The 16,809-nt window shown below is 41.7% G+C and carries 15 protein-coding genes and 1 pseudogene; 10 read left to right on the top strand and 6 right to left on the bottom strand.

The genetic code is table 11. From position 1 onward, the window contains the following. Window positions 1-13: 13 nt before the first annotated feature. The 3 genes from paiA (at window position 14) to AWT60_RS13435 (ending at window position 1,771) form a co-directional block, all read left to right on the top strand. Window positions 14-532 (top strand): spermidine/spermine N(1)-acetyltransferase, encoded by a 519-nt coding sequence (paiA, locus tag AWT60_RS13445; protein ID WP_163115534.1) that lies wholly within the window; start codon window positions 14-16, stop codon window positions 530-532. Between the two features lie 20 nt (window positions 533-552). After that, window positions 553-1,155 carry an FMN-binding negative transcriptional regulator gene (locus AWT60_RS13440; RefSeq protein WP_218677368.1) on the top strand — a complete coding sequence of 201 codons (603 nt, stop codon included), beginning with the start codon at window positions 553-555 and terminating at the stop codon, window positions 1,153-1,155. A gap of 178 nt (window positions 1,156-1,333) precedes the next feature. Beyond that, entirely contained in the window at window positions 1,334-1,771 is a 438-nt protein-coding gene (locus AWT60_RS13435; RefSeq protein WP_218677367.1) for a hypothetical protein, read from the top strand. 47 nt (window positions 1,772-1,818) lie between these two features. Here AWT60_RS13435 and AWT60_RS13430 read toward each other — a convergent pair whose 3' ends face one another. Next, entirely contained in the window at window positions 1,819-2,286 is a 468-nt protein-coding gene (locus tag AWT60_RS13430; protein ID WP_218677366.1) for a hypothetical protein, read from the bottom strand. 124 nt (window positions 2,287-2,410) lie between these two features. Beyond that, the gene (locus AWT60_RS13425) at window positions 2,411-3,085 is read right to left on the bottom strand and encodes a hypothetical protein (RefSeq protein WP_041108738.1); all 675 of its coding nucleotides are present in this window, start codon (window positions 3,083-3,085) and stop codon (window positions 2,411-2,413) included. 209 nt (window positions 3,086-3,294) lie between these two features. On the opposite strand from AWT60_RS13425, the gene AWT60_RS13420 reads away from it, so the two are divergent. Both AWT60_RS13420 and AWT60_RS13415 read left to right on the top strand, forming a co-directional pair. Next, entirely contained in the window at window positions 3,295-3,663 is a 369-nt protein-coding gene (locus AWT60_RS13420; protein ID WP_024424478.1) for an RlpA-like double-psi beta-barrel domain-containing protein, read from the top strand. A 73-nt stretch (window positions 3,664-3,736) separates the two neighbouring features. Beyond that, window positions 3,737-4,786: a hypothetical protein gene (locus AWT60_RS13415; protein WP_076841145.1), complete on the top strand. Its 1,050-nt coding sequence runs from the start codon at window positions 3,737-3,739 to the stop codon at window positions 4,784-4,786. A 214-nt stretch (window positions 4,787-5,000) separates the two neighbouring features. On the opposite strand, the gene AWT60_RS13410 is transcribed toward AWT60_RS13415, so the two are convergent. The 3 genes and pseudogenes from AWT60_RS13410 to gabP all read right to left on the bottom strand — a co-directional run. After that, window positions 5,001-5,372 carry a carboxymuconolactone decarboxylase family protein gene (locus AWT60_RS13410; protein ID WP_041108735.1) on the bottom strand — a complete coding sequence of 124 codons (372 nt, stop codon included), beginning with the start codon at window positions 5,370-5,372 and terminating at the stop codon, window positions 5,001-5,003. Window positions 5,373-5,647: 275 nt separating this feature from the next. Continuing rightward, entirely contained in the window at window positions 5,648-7,180 is a 1,533-nt protein-coding gene (locus AWT60_RS13405) for a multicopper oxidase family protein (protein ID WP_202739357.1), read from the bottom strand. An 89-nt stretch (window positions 7,181-7,269) separates the two neighbouring features. Beyond that, window positions 7,270-8,666, bottom strand: a pseudogene (gene gabP / locus AWT60_RS13400) (GABA permease); the annotation flags it as partial. Between the two features lie 482 nt (window positions 8,667-9,148). On the opposite strand from gabP, the gene AWT60_RS13395 reads away from it, so the two are divergent. The 5 genes from AWT60_RS13395 to guaA all read left to right on the top strand — a co-directional run bounded on the left by AWT60_RS13395 (window position 9,149) and on the right by guaA (window position 16,243). Continuing rightward, a complete protein-coding gene (locus AWT60_RS13395) occupies window positions 9,149-10,048 on the top strand; it encodes a cation diffusion facilitator family transporter (RefSeq protein WP_218677365.1) in 900 nt (299 codons plus the stop codon). Window positions 10,049-10,151: 103 nt separating this feature from the next. Beyond that, a complete protein-coding gene (locus tag AWT60_RS13390; protein ID WP_024426718.1) occupies window positions 10,152-11,114 on the top strand; it encodes an AAA family ATPase in 963 nt (320 codons plus the stop codon). Then, window positions 11,111-12,301, top strand: a complete 1,191-nt coding sequence (locus tag AWT60_RS13385) for a DUF58 domain-containing protein (protein WP_218677364.1) — start codon at window positions 11,111-11,113, stop codon at window positions 12,299-12,301. Before AWT60_RS13390 ends, AWT60_RS13385 begins: the two co-directional genes overlap by 4 nt. 9 nt (window positions 12,302-12,310) lie before the next feature. Beyond that, window positions 12,311-14,515 carry a transglutaminase TgpA family protein gene (locus tag AWT60_RS13380; protein WP_218677363.1) on the top strand — a complete coding sequence of 735 codons (2,205 nt, stop codon included), beginning with the start codon at window positions 12,311-12,313 and terminating at the stop codon, window positions 14,513-14,515. Between the two features lie 186 nt (window positions 14,516-14,701). Then, entirely contained in the window at window positions 14,702-16,243 is a 1,542-nt protein-coding gene (guaA, locus tag AWT60_RS13375) for a glutamine-hydrolyzing GMP synthase (RefSeq protein WP_024424487.1), read from the top strand. A gap of 88 nt (window positions 16,244-16,331) precedes the next feature. On the opposite strand, the gene AWT60_RS13370 is transcribed toward guaA, so the two are convergent. Continuing rightward, window positions 16,332-16,808: a YbaK/EbsC family protein gene (locus tag AWT60_RS13370; protein ID WP_202739355.1), complete on the bottom strand. Its 477-nt coding sequence runs from the start codon at window positions 16,806-16,808 to the stop codon at window positions 16,332-16,334. Between the last annotated feature and the right edge of the window lies 1 nt (window position 16,809).

Below are 16,809 nucleotides of genomic sequence, written 5' to 3'. Positions count from 1 at the left end.
AGTGATGACTTCAATGACGGTCACTTTTATTCCATGTAATGAACAGCATATAGAAGAGCTGCAAAAAGTCGGAATCGACACGTTTAAAGAGACCTTTCGGGATCAAAACAAAGCTGAACATATCGATGCTTACGTAAAGACAGCCTTTCATCCCAACCAGCTGTTAAAAGAATTACATCATCCATCTTCACAGTTCTATTTTGTTCAAGTGAATGGGGAAGTAGCTGGTTATTTGAAGATCAATATGGATGATGCCCAATCAGAAGAGATGGGGAGTGACGCGTTAGAGATTGAAAGAATTTATATCAAGCAGTCCTTTCAAAAGCAAGGTTTAGGCCGATATTTAATTGATCAAGCCATTGAAATTGCGAAAAATCATCATAAACAGGATGTTTGGCTTGGGGTGTGGGAGCATAATAGAGCGGCCATCGCTTTCTATCAAAAGCTTGGGTTTGTTCAAACAGGGGTGCACGCCTTTCACATGGGGGACGAAGAGCAAATGGATTTCATTATGACCAAAACATTGAGTTGATCAAAAAGGGGGAAGGGTACATGCATGTTCCATCATTTTTTCGAGTGAAAGATATGGAGAAAATCAAATCATTTATTCAATCTCATTCATTTGCTACAGTTGTGACGACAATGAATGAAAAGCCCATTGCGACACATATTCCAGTGAGTTTTCATCAAGTTGGAGATTCGTATGTGATCTCGGGGCATATGGCGATTGGGAATCCTCAGTGGAAAACGTTTGAAGAGAGCGAGAAGGTGCTCGTGATTTTTCAGGGGCCGCATGCTTACATATCCTCTTCATGGTATGAAAAGGAATCCGTTCCGACATGGAATTACCAAGCTGTCCATGTATATGGAAAGGCTGTGTTGCTAGAAAAAGCAGAACTGGTCAAGGAATTAACAACGATGCTGGAAACATACGAAAGCCACAGAGAACAGCCAATTTTGTGGGATACGTTGTCTGAGGAACTGTTAGAGAAGCAAATGAAAGGTATTGTTGGATTTAAGATCATCATTGATGAAGTTCAGGCTGCTTTTAAATTAAGCCAAAATCGCCATGAAAGGGATTATGCCCGCATCATTGAAAAGCTCGAAGCAGAGGGTGAAGTGGAAATGGCTGAGGCGATGAAAGAAAGATTATAGGAAGTATGAGAAAAGCACTCTTATGATCAAGAGTGTTTTTTTGTTTTCAGAGATATGAGATATCTTGGCTTATAATGTCACATTTTCTTTAAAATTACATAAAAAAATCCACTATTTCCATAAAAGATCAGATCAATTCCTTATAATAAAGGTATCTGAGAATGGGGAGTGAGTCGAGATGGACCAAAACTTGCTGCAAATGAATCAAGTAAGATCAGAGGACGAATTAGCGATTGTGAATATTTCTTCTACAGAGATTGGTGCGCTATCAAAAGAAACAGCGGAGCGGATTTTACAAGTGAAGGATACGGATTATATTCATCAACTGATGTATGTTCCGATTGAAAAGAAAGAAGATTTGAATTGGTTGATTCAAAGTGTCAGAGAGGCGTTAGACGATGAGGATGAAGATGACGCTGCACTTGAATTCGCTGATTTGCTCTATTTCTTTGTCATTCCGTTATATGAGGAGTATATCATGAGAGATCATCATTTGTATGAGTGTTTAGAGGATTTGCTGGTGCGATTAGCATCAAGGGCTCACTCAGATATTCACGCACTGGTCAATGTTATGAGAGACGATTTAACCGAGATGAACATTAAAAAAAGCTTGTAGAGTGATTCTCTACAAGCTTTTTATTTATAAGAAAACCCATCAAGCAGTTATTGGGCTCTTTCCCAGGTGATTTTTGTTTCATTTGTTGTTTTCTTTCCTTTTGCGAGTACCTTGCCGTTTTCTTGTTTCACGGTGATGTTTAGGTCATAAAAGGAATAGAGGGCGCCGAGGCTGTCATTTTCCGGTTTATGAAGATTGTTTTCTTTTTCAGTTGATGCTCCAATGGCCAGCGTTTTTGCAAAGTTTAAACCGATGACTTCAGCGTAATCACTATTGGTATCAGAGGAAGCCGTTACGTTTAAAGAAATGACTTTTTTCTTTTGATCCACGGTGATGTCAGTGTCTTTGATGAGTTTAGACTGCTCCATCACTTCTTTTGTTTCTTTTTGAATGCGCTCATTAATCGTTGGAAGAGCTTTAGTTTCTGTTTTTTGTTCTTTTGTCGTATTTGAGCAAGCTGCTAGAATGGAGAGACTTGCAACTAGACTCATGAAAACAAGTAGACTTTTTTTCACGTTCGTTCTCCTTTTTTCGTCGAATGTTGTATGTTTATGTTACCACGAATCGTTGTTTTGATTAAAAGAGAAGTGTTGATAAGCTGTGAACAATAAAAAGCACCCAATGGAGGGTGCTTTTTTCTTATTGTGCTGAAAGGCTTGTACTTAATGGGATAGAAGAAATGACGGTGAATTTAGGAGCTGCGGCACCGGATTCTAAATTTTTACGTAAAAGTGACGATTTGATTGACCCGTCCCAATTTTTATAGACACTTCCTGATGTATTTGCGCGAAGCTGTACATTCGAAAAGCTTGCTTGTGAATAGCTGTTTGTTCCATTATCCTGTACGCCATGTACCATTTTGACAACATCAAGGTTTTTCAGACGGCTAGGGTTGTAAACAGGCTGCTTATAGCGCAGTTTCCCATTGACATATAGTGACACCGTGCCATCACCATTGTTGATGAGCTTTAAGTTGACACGTGCGCCATCTTTAATACTTGAATCGTATTCGCTGTTCCAGTATTTACTGCCGCCTTGTGAGCCGCTGCCCAGAAAAACTTTATAGCCAGAAGACGTTTTTGAAATACCGCTCTCTACAACAGCAGAGCCGAGACCGAGATACCAGTCTGCATAGCCATTTTTAATGGTGGCAGTTTTCGGCAGGACAATATCAGCAGAGATACCTGACCATTTGGCTTCATCTGTTTGCGTCACAATGGCGCCGTGACGAGGACTAGCCGCTGAAGCAGGAAGACTTGAAAACATCAAAACGAAGGCCAAACTTACAATCAAAACGGTGAACCACTTTTTCATGAAAATTCCCCCTTAAATTTGATTCTCTTTTATTATATAAAATGAAAGAGGGGGGCTGCTTACAATGTTCTGACTATTTATGGTAGTATTTATGAACTTTAGCGGTCATAAAGTGGTCAACTTGTATTTGAATTGTAATGTGTCTGTAAAATAACTGGGTTCATCTTCATGTATAATGAGTGCAGAAACCAAAAACGGAGGATTTCTTAATGAATAAAAAGCTTATCACGACAATCGTAACAGTAGCTAGTTTATTTTTAGCATTCAGTTTCTCACATGGAGCAAGTGCAAAAAAAGTAAGCGGCAATATTACTTGGTATAATGGTGTCGGCAAAAAAGGCGCAGATGGAAAAAAACTCGGTCATTGGGATGCAGCAACTAAAATGGGCTTTGACGTACCGAAAAAAGGTACAAAACTAAGAGTGACAACAAAAGCGAAACCACATAAAGTGATTACAGTATATAAATATGATGTAGGCAGAATGCCAAATGCTGTACTAGACGTAAGTCCAAAAGCATTCAAAGCACTTGGGTATAAAACAAGTAAAGGTGTCGTAAAAGGGCATTACACTTATTAATACATAGGCATGCAAAGAAGCGGGAAAAGTTCATTTTCTGGCTTCTTTTCTTGTAGAGAGGGTCTGAAAGGCAATGAAAAAATCAACATGGTGGATCATCACAGTCATTGGCGTCGCAGTGATTGCGGCAGTTATTTTCTTCATGATGAAGCCTGGGCAAGAGGCGAAACATACAGGAAAAGTCAAAACAAATCAAGATGCAAAAGACGAATTGCTCGTTTCATTTACAGATCAAAAGTTAAACAATACTTATTACTTGCATGATCGGGCGCTTCATACGGAGAAACTGACAGCATATCCTTCGATTGCTTATGATTCTACGAAACAAGTTTTATATTACACGTATACGGATGAAGACACGCAAAAGGTGAGTATTCGGGAATTAAATGTGAAATCTGACGAAGAAAAAACACTGTTTACGAGTGATGATTCTATCGACAGTATGAGGCTGTCTGGTGACGGAAAGAAGTTATTTCTAAGGTATAACAAGGATTCTGGAGAGCAATTTTATGTCGCATCTTTTGATTTGAAAACACACAAAATGAAGGAGCTGTATCCGGAAAAAAGCAAGGATGATACAGTGAGTTCTTTTGCATATGATCCGACTTCAAATGATTTGGCGATCCAGCATTATTCTTTAAAAGAAGATTATCAAAAAACCGATGAAGCAAATGAAAAGGGCAGAGATCCTGAACCAACAACCATGAAGATTACCCTTCAAACAGGTGAGAAGGGGAAACGCATTGCACGCATCTCACAAACGATCAATGATATTTCATTTTCTCCAGATCATAAGAAATTGATTTATACAGAAGTAAAGGTTCGTAAAGAAAAAGAAATATCCTCGATTAAGATGCTTGATGTAGAAACAGGAAAAACGGCGACACTCGTTAAAAATAGCCAGGATGTTCATATTTTAAGTGCTGCACAGCCGCAATTTTCTACGGACGGGTCGTCTGTTTATTTCTTAGGTGTTGCAAAAAACGCAGAAGAATTAAAGGATGACACTGGACGAAAGGCGAAGGTAAGAACGATTTTTGAATACAATATGAAGAAGAAAACGGTGGAAGCCGCTTGGGAGAAGGATGGCGGAATCGTTAACAATTTCACTGTCAATCGATAAAGGAAACGTTCAGTTATTTATATAACTGGACGTTTTTTTATTTTGTCTCTTGAAATGCTGGAGAAATGGTGGGTTTATAGATGGAAAATCAATTTTTAAGCAGTGATACGAGGGCTATTTTCATATTTTGCTTATGTGACAGAGAGAAAGGAAAAGAGTAATATGAGTGAACATAAAAAAACGAGAGGACTGATGACATCTCGTTTTCTCTGTTTTATTTGTTTTCATCTAATAAGTTTTGAAAGATAAACAGGGCGTTAATGGAGTGAGGGAAGCCAGCAACCTTTGTACAGTGTTTAATAATCTCCATAATCTCTATAACAGAAAGTCCGGTATGTAATGCTTGTTCAAAATGAGTCTTTAAGTCTTCATCACAATTGCCTTTTGTGATGAGGGAAGATAATGTGCTGATGGCCTTTTGTTTTTCATCTAATATGAAGTGATTGAATTCTTTTTGTTCACTGAGTTCAATGGTTAGTTGTTCAATGTTTGACCGAATGCTCTCGTTCTCATGAATTGAAAGCTTCTCTCTGTTACCTGCCGCTGTTTCTTGTTTGACCTGGCAAGTCTCTTTTTCTTCATTCAAATTGAACTCCTCCGTTTTTTATCGCAATTTTCCATTTGTTCGTTCATTATGGCTTATGTGCCTCTTGATAGATGTAATGGGTATATAGTAGTATTATCGGTTTGCTGCGTCAACTTTTTAAGTATGGAACGCTCTTCAAAGGAATGATTCATGCGATTTATTTTTCCATTTTGAAATGGATCATAAAAGGGCTAATGAATAGATGTCCGTTAGCCCCTTTGTAATCAGCAGTTTCATACAAATTCTACGCTTTTAGCGGAAGAGTGGTTTCATTTTTACTGAATGATATCCATTGGCCTCATCATGTCATAATCTTCATGCTCTAAAATATGACAATGCCACACATATCGGCCGCTGTATGGAACAAATCGAGCAACGATCCGAATGACTTCACCTGCATGCGCCTGAATGGTGTCCTTGTAGCCTTGTTCATGTAAAGGAGGCGCTTCGTTTGGTCCTGTATACACGATTTCTCCTGTCGATTGATAGACTTCTGTATCAAATGGCCTTCTGTCTAAAACCCTAAATTGAACAAGGTGCAAATGAATAGGGTGTGTCCCCCTGGTTGGATTGACGATAGACCAAATCTCTAGACTGCCAAGACGAGGATTTTCAGTGACAGGGTCATTCCAAAATTGGTTATCGAGCAATAGGATAGGGCGGCCATATTTATCCTGTGTGCCGGTAAGTGTGAGCGTACGCTCTCTATCAGCTCGACTTGGCCGAAGCGATGGCAGCGGTTTGAAAATCGGACGTAATGTTTTAGGTACTCTCCCTTTTAGTGGACGTGTGACCTTGAATTGCATAATGTTCGCATCTGTATCAGGATTCACATCCTGTCCGCAGCCGGCTGTATTTTTGAGAGTGATCGTTTTGTTTTCATAAGCTGAAAAGTCGATGATGACATCGAAACGTTCAGCAGGTGCGATGCTAAAGGATTGATGGCGAACGGGTCTTGGCAAAAAGCCACCATCGGAACCAATTTGCAAGATTGTAGCGTCGTTATCTAGATGCAGCTCGTAAGTTCTAGTATTGGACGCATTTAAAATACGAAAACGGTATTTTCGCGGCTCTACTTCTAAATATGGCCATACTTTTCCATTGACTAAGATCGTTTCTCCACAAAAAAAGGGCACGATGGATGGGTCTGGTATGTCACTGTCCTCTGGCGTATCGTTTGGTCTGCTAGGATAAAACAGTGAGCCATCCTCCTGAAACGTCCGGTCCATAATCATTAAAGGAATGTCATAGTCATCTTTCGGCAGCTCTAAGGACTTTTCAAATGCATCTGAGATCAAATAAAACCCAGCTAAACCGGCGTACACATTTAGTCGTGTCAATGCCATCGCATGATCGTGATACCATAATGTGCAGGCTTGCTGATGATTTGGGTAGACGTAAGTCTCTCTTTCAAAAAAAGGGCCGGTTGCTTCAAAGTCCCGTGAAAACCAGGCCTCTGGGTAGCCGTCACTGCTTGCTGGTGTGACACCGCCATGCAGATGAACGACTGTTTTCACCTCTGGTTCATCGTGATGACCGGAGTGGATGGTGTGATCGACAGGCAGAAAATGTTTCGATGGCAATTTGTTCATCCATTTCACTTTGACCTTTTCATTTCGATTGGCTTTAATGGTTGGACCAGGCAAGCTGCCATTATAGGTCCATAGCTTGGTTGGGGGCAGGTCTCTATGAACTTTTAAGAATACCTCCTCCATAGCAATCTCATAATACGTTTGTCTTGGGTTCTTTTTGACGGGCTCCGCGACTTCTGGAATTGGAAGCTCGTCAACAAATTTTTCTAGGTTCATGTTGACTAATCCTCACTTAAATTCAATTTGATACAGTATAAGTGCGGACATCCAAATAGGTGAATAAAATAAAAAAACCCGCTTTTCAGCGGGAGAATTACGGGTGTTTATTTTCAAGCGCCGCATTTGCAGGCACTTTTTTATTCGGTTTAAAGATAAAATAAGCAGCCAGTACGCCAAAGGTAATGATACTCGTCAAAATGAGCTGTGGCCGCATGGATTCGATAAACAGCATCGATGCCAAGATGGCGCAAATGACCAAAATGGTAAAATACGTGAGGTATGGGAACAGCCACATTTTGATTTTGAGCTGTTCTGGATTTTCTTTTTCGATTTTGCGTCGCATTCTTAATTGAGAAACGGCAATGACCAAGTAAACAAGAAGAGCAATGGCGCCAGATGCATTGACTAAGAACAAAAAGATGGTTTCAGGATAAAAGTAGTTCATCATGACTGCAATGTAGGAAAAGAAGGTACCTGCGACTGTAGCCGCTACAGGAACACCACGTTTGCTGATTTTCATAAAACGTTTCGGCGCTTCGCCTCTTTCTGCTAATGAATAAAGCATTCTGGACGTTGTGTACAAACCGGAGTTTAAACAAGATAGAACAGCTGTTAAGACAATGACGTTCATGACTTGAGCGGCTGATGGAACACCAATGTATTCTAATACCGCAACGAACGGGCTTGTTAAAATACTTGCGGAATTCCAAGGAAGCAAGGTGACAACGACAGCAATTGATCCGACATAGAATACGATAATACGCCATACAACAGAGCGGGTGGCTGTCGTCACAGATTTGACTGGGTCTGCTGATTCACCGGCCGCTATGGCCACAATCTCCGTTCCCATGAAGGAAAAGATGACGACGACGATTCCGAGTAACACAGAGCTGAATCCATTTGGAAGAAAACCGCCGTTCCCTGTTAGATTGGCAAGACCTGAAGTATGATGACCGCCAAAACCAAAGATAAATGCAAAACCAATGAGTAGAAAGAGAATGATGCTGACGACTTTAATTAGTGAAAACCAATATTCAAATTCGCCAAAAGATTTAACAGAAAAGATATTTGTTAATGTTAAGAGGATTGTGAGGATAAGACTTGTGAGCCAAACAGGTGCATCTCCATACCAATATTGAATAATGGCAGCACCGGCAATGGCTTCGATGGCGATGACGATCACCCAGAAGAACCAGTAAAGCCAGCCGATTGTAAACCCGGCCCATGGACCGATGGCATCGCTCGCATATTGTGAGAAAGAACCGCTTGTCGGATAGGCACATGCCATTTCTCCAAGCATTCTCATAATAAAGATCACTAGAAGTCCGGCAAAAGAATAGGAAAGAATGGATCCAGGGCCTGCAGAATGAATGACAGCGCCGCTACCAACAAATAGCCCTGCCCCAATGACCCCAGCAATGGAGATCATCGAAATATGTCTTGTTTTAAGGTTTTTTTGAAGACCGTTTGTCATGTTGGACATTTCTTTACCTCCAAACATTTCTCATGTATAGAGAATTTGTTTTTAGAATATTTTAAATTTTATCATACTGAATTGTCATTCAGCATTGGACAGGTTATCAAACTGACATTTCAAACCTCTTAACATGATGTTAAAAAGTAGAAAGGATTTGAGAGATTATGTTCCCTCTTTTCCCTCTGTTTATTTTTAAAATAGCATAAAAAAGGAAGGAGGGAAGTTGTGTCTCGAAATAAAATTATTCTGATAATTTACCAGAGAAGAGTGATTTGACGATATGTCCATTTCGAAGAGAAATGGAAAAAGGTTGATAGGAGTAGGTCTTGAGGTCATTTGACCTTATAAAAATAAGTTTACTTAGGTCAACACATTTCTATTTATCCTATTTTGCTGACGTAAGCGAATCATGTTGCTGTAGACCCACACGGGCTTTGCTTTGTAAGATAAATAATAGAAAAGTGATGTGTGAGGAGGCGCGGTTCAACATGGAGCGCTATAACGAATTAAGACAAGGTGAAACAGGTGCTTGGGTCAGCATCATTGCCTATGTGATCTTATCTGCGGTCAAACTCATTATTGGGTATGTGTTTCATTCAGAGGCTCTTTCAGCAGATGGATTGAATAACACGACGGATATTATTGCATCCCTTGCTGTGTTGATTGGGCTGCGTATTTCTCAAAAGCCGCCTGATGAAGATCATCCGTATGGTCATTTTAGAGCGGAAAATATTGCGTCTCTTGTGGCTTCCTTTATCATGATGCTTGTTGGACTTCAAGTTTTGCTGAGTGCAGGCAAGTCGCTCTTCTCATCTGAGCATCAAACGCCGGATATGATCGCGGCTTGGACGGCAGCAGGAAGTGCTGTTGTGATGTACGGTGTGTATATCTATAATCGCAATCTGTCCAAACGGATCAATAGCCAGGCTCTTCATGCGGCAGCTGCTGATAATAAATCAGATGCGTATGTAAGTATTGGCACATTTGTAGGAATCATGGCTTCTCAATTTCAGCTGGCATGGATTGATACGCTTGCAGCGTTTGTCATTGGCTTAATTATTTGTAAAACTGCGTGGGAGATTTTCAGAGATGCCTCTCATTCGTTAACAGACGGTTTTCATATCAAAGATATGTCTAAATATAAAGAGACCATTGAAGCAACACCAGGAGTAGGCGATTTAAAGGATATAAAAGCGCGTTATCTTGGAAGTACTGTTCATGTGGATGTAGTGGTTGAGGTCGAGCCTAACTTGAACATAGCAGAAAGCCATGATATTGCAGATGAAATTGAACGGAGAATGAAACAGGAGCATGATATTTTACACTCTCATGTTCATATGGAGCCAGCAAGTAAGCCAAGAGAAGAGAAGAAGTCTTTCCCATCGTGAGAAGGCTTCTTTTTTTATACGTGCTGATGTTATATGCAAATGCGCGTTGTATGGTAAAGTTAGACTATATGAAATTTGACAGAAACGTGATAGGAGGATCAGGATGGCATTTGATGAACCGATGCATTCAGATTTACAAAAAATCGTAGATAACATCAATAAAGTCATGGTTGGGAAAAAAGACATTGCGATATTAAGCCTTGTTGCGATTTTGGCGAAGGGGCATGTGCTGCTAGAGGATGTGCCTGGTGTAGGGAAGACGATGATGGTTCGTGCTTTGGCAAAATCCATTGGCTGTGAGTTTAAGAGAATCCAATTCACTCCTGACCTTTTGCCTTCAGATGTAACAGGCGTGTCGATTTACAATAAAAAGACGAATGAATTTGAATTTAGGCAAGGACCGATCATGGGCCAGATTATTTTAGCTGATGAGATCAACCGGACCTCTCCTAAAACTCAATCAGCATTGCTTGAAGCGATGGAGGAAGGCAGTGTCACAGTGGACGGAGAAACGATGCCGCTTGCGGATCCTTTTTTCGTCATGGCGACACAAAACCCAGTGGAATATGAAGGGACGTATCCGCTTCCAGAAGCGCAAATGGACCGGTTTTTATTCAAACTGCAGATGGGATATCCGACCATGCTCGAGGAGCTGGAGGTGCTCAACTTGCAGGAGAAGCAATCCCCGATTGATACGCTCCAAGCTGTCATGACAAAGGAACATATTCATGCGTTGCAGCAGGCTGTTCAGACTATTCATGTGGATGCATCCATTAAAGAATATATTGTTGAAATTGCTCAAGCGACGCGTAAACACCCATCTGTTTATCTAGGTGTAAGTCCAAGGGGATCGATCGCCCTGATGAAAGCGGCACAGGCGTATGCACTTTTGAATCAGCGCGATTATGTGATTCCTGATGATGTACAGTATTTGGCGCCTTATACATTACCGCATCGTATGATTTTGACATCAGAAGCGACATATGAAGGGAAGAAGGCGGAGACACTGCTGCGGCAAATGCTTGAGCAAATTGGCGTCCCAGTTCAAAAGTCGATGACTCAATGAAGTCACGTCATCGTGTAGCAATTTCATTATGGTTAAGGGTGATGATGCTCATCATTCTCACTGCGGCAGCCTTTTGTTATGCCATGTTTCAAGGAGGGTTTGTGAGCTGGTTCCTTTTTTATGCATTTTTACCATATGCTTTGTATGCATTGCTGTTTGTACTTGTTCCGCTTCGCGCGACAGCCAAGAGGACAATACAGCAAACACGCTTAAAGGCGGGGGATGTGCTGTCCGTTGACCTTGAAATCAAGCGGACCCATCCATTTCCGTACGTTTACGTCATGATAGAGGATGCTCCGCCAGAGACCTTTCACTTAAAGGAACAGATTGAAATGAAGCAAATGCTTTTTCCTTGGTTTCGGAAAACTTGGCGATTTTCCTATCAATTGAATGATGTCATGCGGGGAGAGCATCATTTGACAGCCGTTAGAATCAAAACGGGGGATATGTTTGGTTTTGTTGAAAAGGAAATCATCATTCCGTTAGAGAAAAAGCTGCTTGTCTACCCAAAAGTGCTGGATATCCCTGTAGAGCCTGCTGAGTCAGTGAGTGAAAATGGAGGCAAAGCGGTTCACTCGTGGTTCAATGAACCGGCCCATGTAACAACAGGCGTACGGGAATATCAGCAAGGCGACCGTTTTGCTTGGGTGGACTGGAAGACGACGGCCAGAAGAGGCCAGCTGATGACGAAGGAATTTGAACAGAATCAAGCAAAGGACCTTGTCGTGTTTGCTGATTTTACTGATCAAGCTGTTTTTGAAACAGTCGTCTCGATTGCGGCATCTGTTCTTCAAACGGCTGTGAAAAAAGGAGTGCCGTCAGGTCTTGTCCCTCTAGGAGATCAGCATGCCTTTCGAGTCGATCAAGGAGAACTTCATTTACAGGACATGCTTTATTATTTAACAAGGGTGCAGCATCAGTCTTCCCGGGCACTAGAATATAAATCGTTAGCAGCGAGTGAGTACCAGCATTCAGGAAAATATGTCGTCACGGGTCAGTTGCAGGAGGAGCTTGCGGCAGGTCTCTTTGGAAATCGAAACAGAAAGAACATCACCGTGCTTTTAGTGAAGAAAGCCGTTGACCATTTGACGACAAAAGAAAAACAGCTTGTAGACCGGCTCAAGGCTTCTGGAATACGCATCACCCTTTTATTTGAAGACCGGCTGCACGAAAGAACTGTGAGGTGACAAACATTTATGCTGCATACGCATCTGCGGCAAAGCCGTTTTGAATTGTTCATCTATTATGCTGTAGCTTTTCTGCTGCTATGGGAGTGGCTTCGTCCACTTCAAGATTTTACAGAGACGAGCCATACGTCTTATTTCATCATTTTTATCGGGCTTACGTGTTTGTTTACGTTCTTTCGTCTAAAGTGGTATGTGACGTTTCCTATTTGTGCTGGACTGATTTTGCTCGCCTTATATTTGATCTTTTATCAATCAGCGCCAGGCTATCCGGCTGCTTTGTTTGCTGATATCAAGGATAATATCACGTTAATGAGCATGGGCATGTGGAGTGACATGTATCCGTCTTTCCGCACATTGTTGTTTTATATTTTGCTGTGGCTGCTTGTCTACTTGCTTCATTATTGGGTGGTCTATCAGCAGCGTATCTTTTTCTTTTTACTGATGACGATTGTGTATGTCACGATTCTTGATACGTTTACGCCATATGATGCGACCTTTGCGATCGTTCGTATTATGGTATTTGGCTTTTGTTTGCTTGGATTGCTGTATTTCGATCGACTGCGTTCAGCTGAGGGCGTTCGGGTGTCACAGAAAGCGCGTCTAAAGTGGTTTTTGCCCATGCTGGCGCTTGTCCTCCTATCAGCGACACTCGGCGCTTCTTTGCCGAAGTCAGATCCAAAATGGCCCGATCCTGTCCCGTTTTTTAAGGCGGTCACGAATCAAGATGGGGCAGCTGGGCAGAATAAAGTGGGATATAGTGCAGATGATTCGGCGCTTGGCGGACCGTTTAGTGAGGACCGCACACCTGTCTTTAAATGGAGCGGAAAGGAGCCGTCTTACTTTCGTGTAGAGACAAAAAGTATTTACACAGGAAAGGGCTGGGAGGATGCTTCAAATGATACGAAGCCTACTCGGCTAAAGGACGACACTGTGCCGAATCGGTGGTTTACTGAGCGAGTGAAAACAGAGGAGCATGAAACAAGAATTGATATAGAATCGGATTATCGATTTAATCATGCTGTGTATCCTATTGGAACGATCATGCTGACGCCAATGGAAAACATTCCGCTGCAAATCATGGGCAAAACGGAGAAAATTGTCCCGTCTATGCAAAACCCACCCAAAAATTTAGGGAACTATCAAGTCAGCTTTTTATCTCCTACATTTATCCTGGAGGATTTGCAAAGGATTAAAGTACCGACAAAGAAGCAGGTGAATCAGCAGGTTGGCCGTGAATACTTGCAGCTTCCATCGTCACTTCCAGAGCGTGTGAAAACTTTGGCAAACAGCTTAACGGAAACGAAGGACAATATGTATGATAAAGCGAAAGCAATCGAAGATTATTTAGGATCTGCGAAGTTTTCATATGAAACGCAGAATGTCGCTGTGCCTGGTCGTAATGAAGATTATGTGGATCAATTTTTATTTGATACGATGATTGGCTACTGTGATAACTTTTCAACCTCTATGATTGTGATGCTTCGTTCGATCGGAATTCCGGCGAGATGGGTGAAAGGGTATACGTCTGGTCAGTTATATGAAACACAAATGGATGGAAACAATGTGTATGAAGTGACCAATAACAATGCGCATTCATGGGTAGAGGTTTATTTTCCAAACAGAGGCTGGGTCACCTTTGAACCGACAAAAGGATTTACAAACCCAGAGACATTTACGAATGAAGCTGTTTCAAGCGATCAAACGGATGATCAAAAGGAAGAAGAAGATCAGTCTAGTTCTGATGCAAGTGAAGAAAAGCAGCAAGACCAGCCGCAGCAGCAGGAGAGAGAGCAGCCGGCACAACCAAAGGAACAAACAGCGCAGGCAAAGCCAAATATGGTGCATGTTGGTTGGGTTATAGGTTATGCGGCAGGAGCTATTGTCCTGCTTGGATTCATCAGCTGGATGCTTTATCGATTCAGAACAAGATGGCTGCCATTCTTTATTGTAAAAAAGGTGAAACGTCTGCCAAAGGATGAAGCATTCTTCTATGCATATGCGGCTCTATTAAAGCAGCTAGGGCGCAGAGGAATCGAGAAAAAGCCAGGTAGGACGCTAAGAGAATTCGCTTCGCTGGTTGATGAGAAGGATGGAGATCATCATATGTCAGAGCTGACGCAGCTTTATGAACGTGCGCTCTACCGGCGAGAGGATGCCTCGGCGCTTTGGCAGCAATCGGCAAAGTTATGGGAAAATTTAATAAACAGGAGATAGTCTTGACCGCGTACCTTCCTGTTGTTAGAATAGGTGAATATTAAAACCTTCTAAAATACATGAAATTGAAGCGTTCGGATGTGAGTCTGGGCGCTTCAAAAGCGTGATTCACACTGAGAGCAGGTTTTCTCCTCTCATTTTTTCTGTGCGTTTATAAAAAACTATATTGGACATAGAGGTGACACCATGACAAATTTAGTAAATGAAATGATTTTGGTTCTCGATTTCGGCAGTCAGTACAATCAGCTGATCACACGCCGTATTCGTGAATTTGGTGTGTACAGTGAGCTTCATCCGCACACTTTAACTGCTGAAGAAATTAAAGAAATGGCACCTAAAGGAATCATCCTTTCTGGTGGACCAAACAGTGTTTATGATGAAGGATCTTTCCGCTGTGATGAAAAGATTTTTGATCTAGACATTCCGGTTCTAGGCATTTGCTACGGCATGCAGCTCATGACTCACTATTTAGGCGGGAAAGTAGAAGCGGCCAGCCAGCGTGAATATGGAAAAGCAGATATCCATATTAACGGAACACCTGCTTTATTCAAAGACCTTCCAACTGATCAAGTCGTTTGGATGAGCCATGGTGACCTCGTTGTGGAAGTACCAGAAGGCTTTACAGTCGATGCAACAAGTGCACATTGTCCAAACTCAGCCATGAGCTTAGCTGAGAAAAATTTCTATGGCGTTCAGTTCCACCCAGAGGTTCGTCACTCTGAGTACGGAAATGACCTATTGAAAAACTTTGTCTTCGGCGTGTGTGATTGTGATGGCAAATGGTCAATGGAGAACTTCATTGAAATCGAAATGCAGAAAATCCGTGAAACAGTAGGCGACAAGCAAGTATTGTGCGCATTAAGCGGCGGTGTGGATTCATCTGTTGTGGCGGTATTGATCCACAAAGCCATCGGCGATCAGCTGACATGTATTTTCGTTGACCATGGTCTTCTTCGCAAAGGCGAAGCAGAAGGGGTTATGAAAACATTTAGCGAAGGTTTCAACATGAACGTGATTAAAGTAGATGCGAAAGATCGTTTCTTAAACAAGCTAAAAGGTGTGTCTGATCCTGAGCAAAAACGTAAAATCATCGGTAACGAATTCATCTATGTATTCGATGACGAAGCGGACAAGCTAAAAGGAATCGACTACTTAGCACAAGGAACACTTTACACAGACATCATTGAGAGCGGAACAGCAACGGCACAAACAATCAAATCTCACCACAACGTAGGCGGTCTTCCAGAAGACATGCAGTTCGAATTGATTGAGCCACTCAATACGCTATTCAAGGATGAAGTCCGTGCCCTAGGTTCAGAGCTTGGCATTCCTGATGACATTGTCTGGAGACAGCCATTCCCAGGTCCAGGACTAGGTATCCGTGTACTAGGTGAAATTTCTGAAGAAAAACTAGAAATCGTCCGTGAATCGGATGCAATTCTACGCGAAGAAATTGCCAACTTCGGCCTTGAGCGCGACATCTGGCAATACTTCACGGTTCTCCCAGACATCCGCAGCGTAGGTGTTATGGGTGACGCAAGAACATACGACTACACAATCGGCATCCGTGCTGTTACATCTATTGATGGTATGACGAGTGACTGGGCAAGAATCCCTTGGGACGTGCTAGAAAAGATCTCAACTCGTATCGTCAATGAAGTGAAGCATATTAACCGCGTGGTGTATGATATTACGAGTAAGCCGCCTGCTACGATTGAGTGGGAATAATTGTAAAAGAGCTAAAAGCCTTTGTGTATCAAGGGTTTCTAGCTCTTTTTTATTTTTAACTGCACTTTTTCCTTCCGTCATCATGTGTTCATTCATAATTCCATCCCTTACACACATCAATCCATTGTGAATAACCGGAGTATTTTTCTAATTGTTTTATTGTGAGTTCAATAGCACTGTTACTGCTCCCGCAGGCTGGATAGACTGTCTCAAAACGTTTGAGTGAAATATCTAAATAAACAGAAACGCCATTCTTTATAGCAAAAGGACATACTCCGCCAATTTCATGACCGACCAAGTCAACAACCTCATGAGGAGAAAGCATTTTAGCTTTTGTTTTAAAATATTCCTTGAATTTTTTGTTATCAACTTTTGCATCGCCAGAGGTCACAACTAAAATAGCTTGTCCATTTACTAGAAAGGAGAGTGTTTTTGCGATTCTTTCAGGTTCGCAGCCCAATGCAGAAGCAGCCAAGTCTACGGTGGCACTAGATACTGAAAACTCTTGAATTCGAGTATCCATATCATATTGTTTAAAATAATCTTTTACTTGTTTGATGGACATT

Source organism: Bacillus sp. F2HM (assembly GCF_019266135.1).
GTDB lineage: Bacteria > Bacillota > Bacilli > Bacillales > Bacillaceae > Bacillus > Bacillus safensis.
The sequence above is the reverse complement of the archived record's forward strand: the minus strand, read 5'-3'. Positions and strand labels throughout refer to the sequence as shown.

Bases quoted from the DNA above. Each gene is read 5' to 3' on its own strand.
- AWT60_RS13435 (WP_218677367.1), top strand. From the start codon at position 1,334: ATGGACCAAAACTTGCTGCAAATGAATCAAGTAAGATCAGAGGACGAA.
- AWT60_RS13395 (WP_218677365.1), top strand. From the start codon at position 9,149: ATGGAGCGCTATAACGAATTAAGACAAGGTGAAACAGGTGCTTGGGTC.
- AWT60_RS13420 (WP_024424478.1), top strand. From the start codon at position 3,295: ATGAATAAAAAGCTTATCACGACAATCGTAACAGTAGCTAGTTTATTT.
- AWT60_RS13440 (WP_218677368.1), top strand. From the start codon at position 553: ATGCATGTTCCATCATTTTTTCGAGTGAAAGATATGGAGAAAATCAAA.
- guaA (WP_024424487.1), top strand. From the start codon at position 14,702: ATGACAAATTTAGTAAATGAAATGATTTTGGTTCTCGATTTCGGCAGT.
- AWT60_RS13390 (WP_024426718.1), top strand. From the start codon at position 10,152: ATGGCATTTGATGAACCGATGCATTCAGATTTACAAAAAATCGTAGAT.
- paiA (WP_163115534.1), top strand. From the start codon at position 14: ATGACGGTCACTTTTATTCCATGTAATGAACAGCATATAGAAGAGCTG.
- AWT60_RS13370 (WP_202739355.1), bottom strand. From the start codon at position 16,808: ATGTCCATCAAACAAGTAAAAGATTATTTTAAACAATATGATATGGAT.
- AWT60_RS13425 (WP_041108738.1), bottom strand. From the start codon at position 3,085: ATGAAAAAGTGGTTCACCGTTTTGATTGTAAGTTTGGCCTTCGTTTTG.
- AWT60_RS13385 (WP_218677364.1), top strand. From the start codon at position 11,111: ATGAAGTCACGTCATCGTGTAGCAATTTCATTATGGTTAAGGGTGATG.
- AWT60_RS13415 (WP_076841145.1), top strand. From the start codon at position 3,737: ATGAAAAAATCAACATGGTGGATCATCACAGTCATTGGCGTCGCAGTG.
- AWT60_RS13380 (WP_218677363.1), top strand. From the start codon at position 12,311: ATGCTGCATACGCATCTGCGGCAAAGCCGTTTTGAATTGTTCATCTAT.
- AWT60_RS13405 (WP_202739357.1), bottom strand. From the start codon at position 7,180: ATGAACCTAGAAAAATTTGTTGACGAGCTTCCAATTCCAGAAGTCGCG.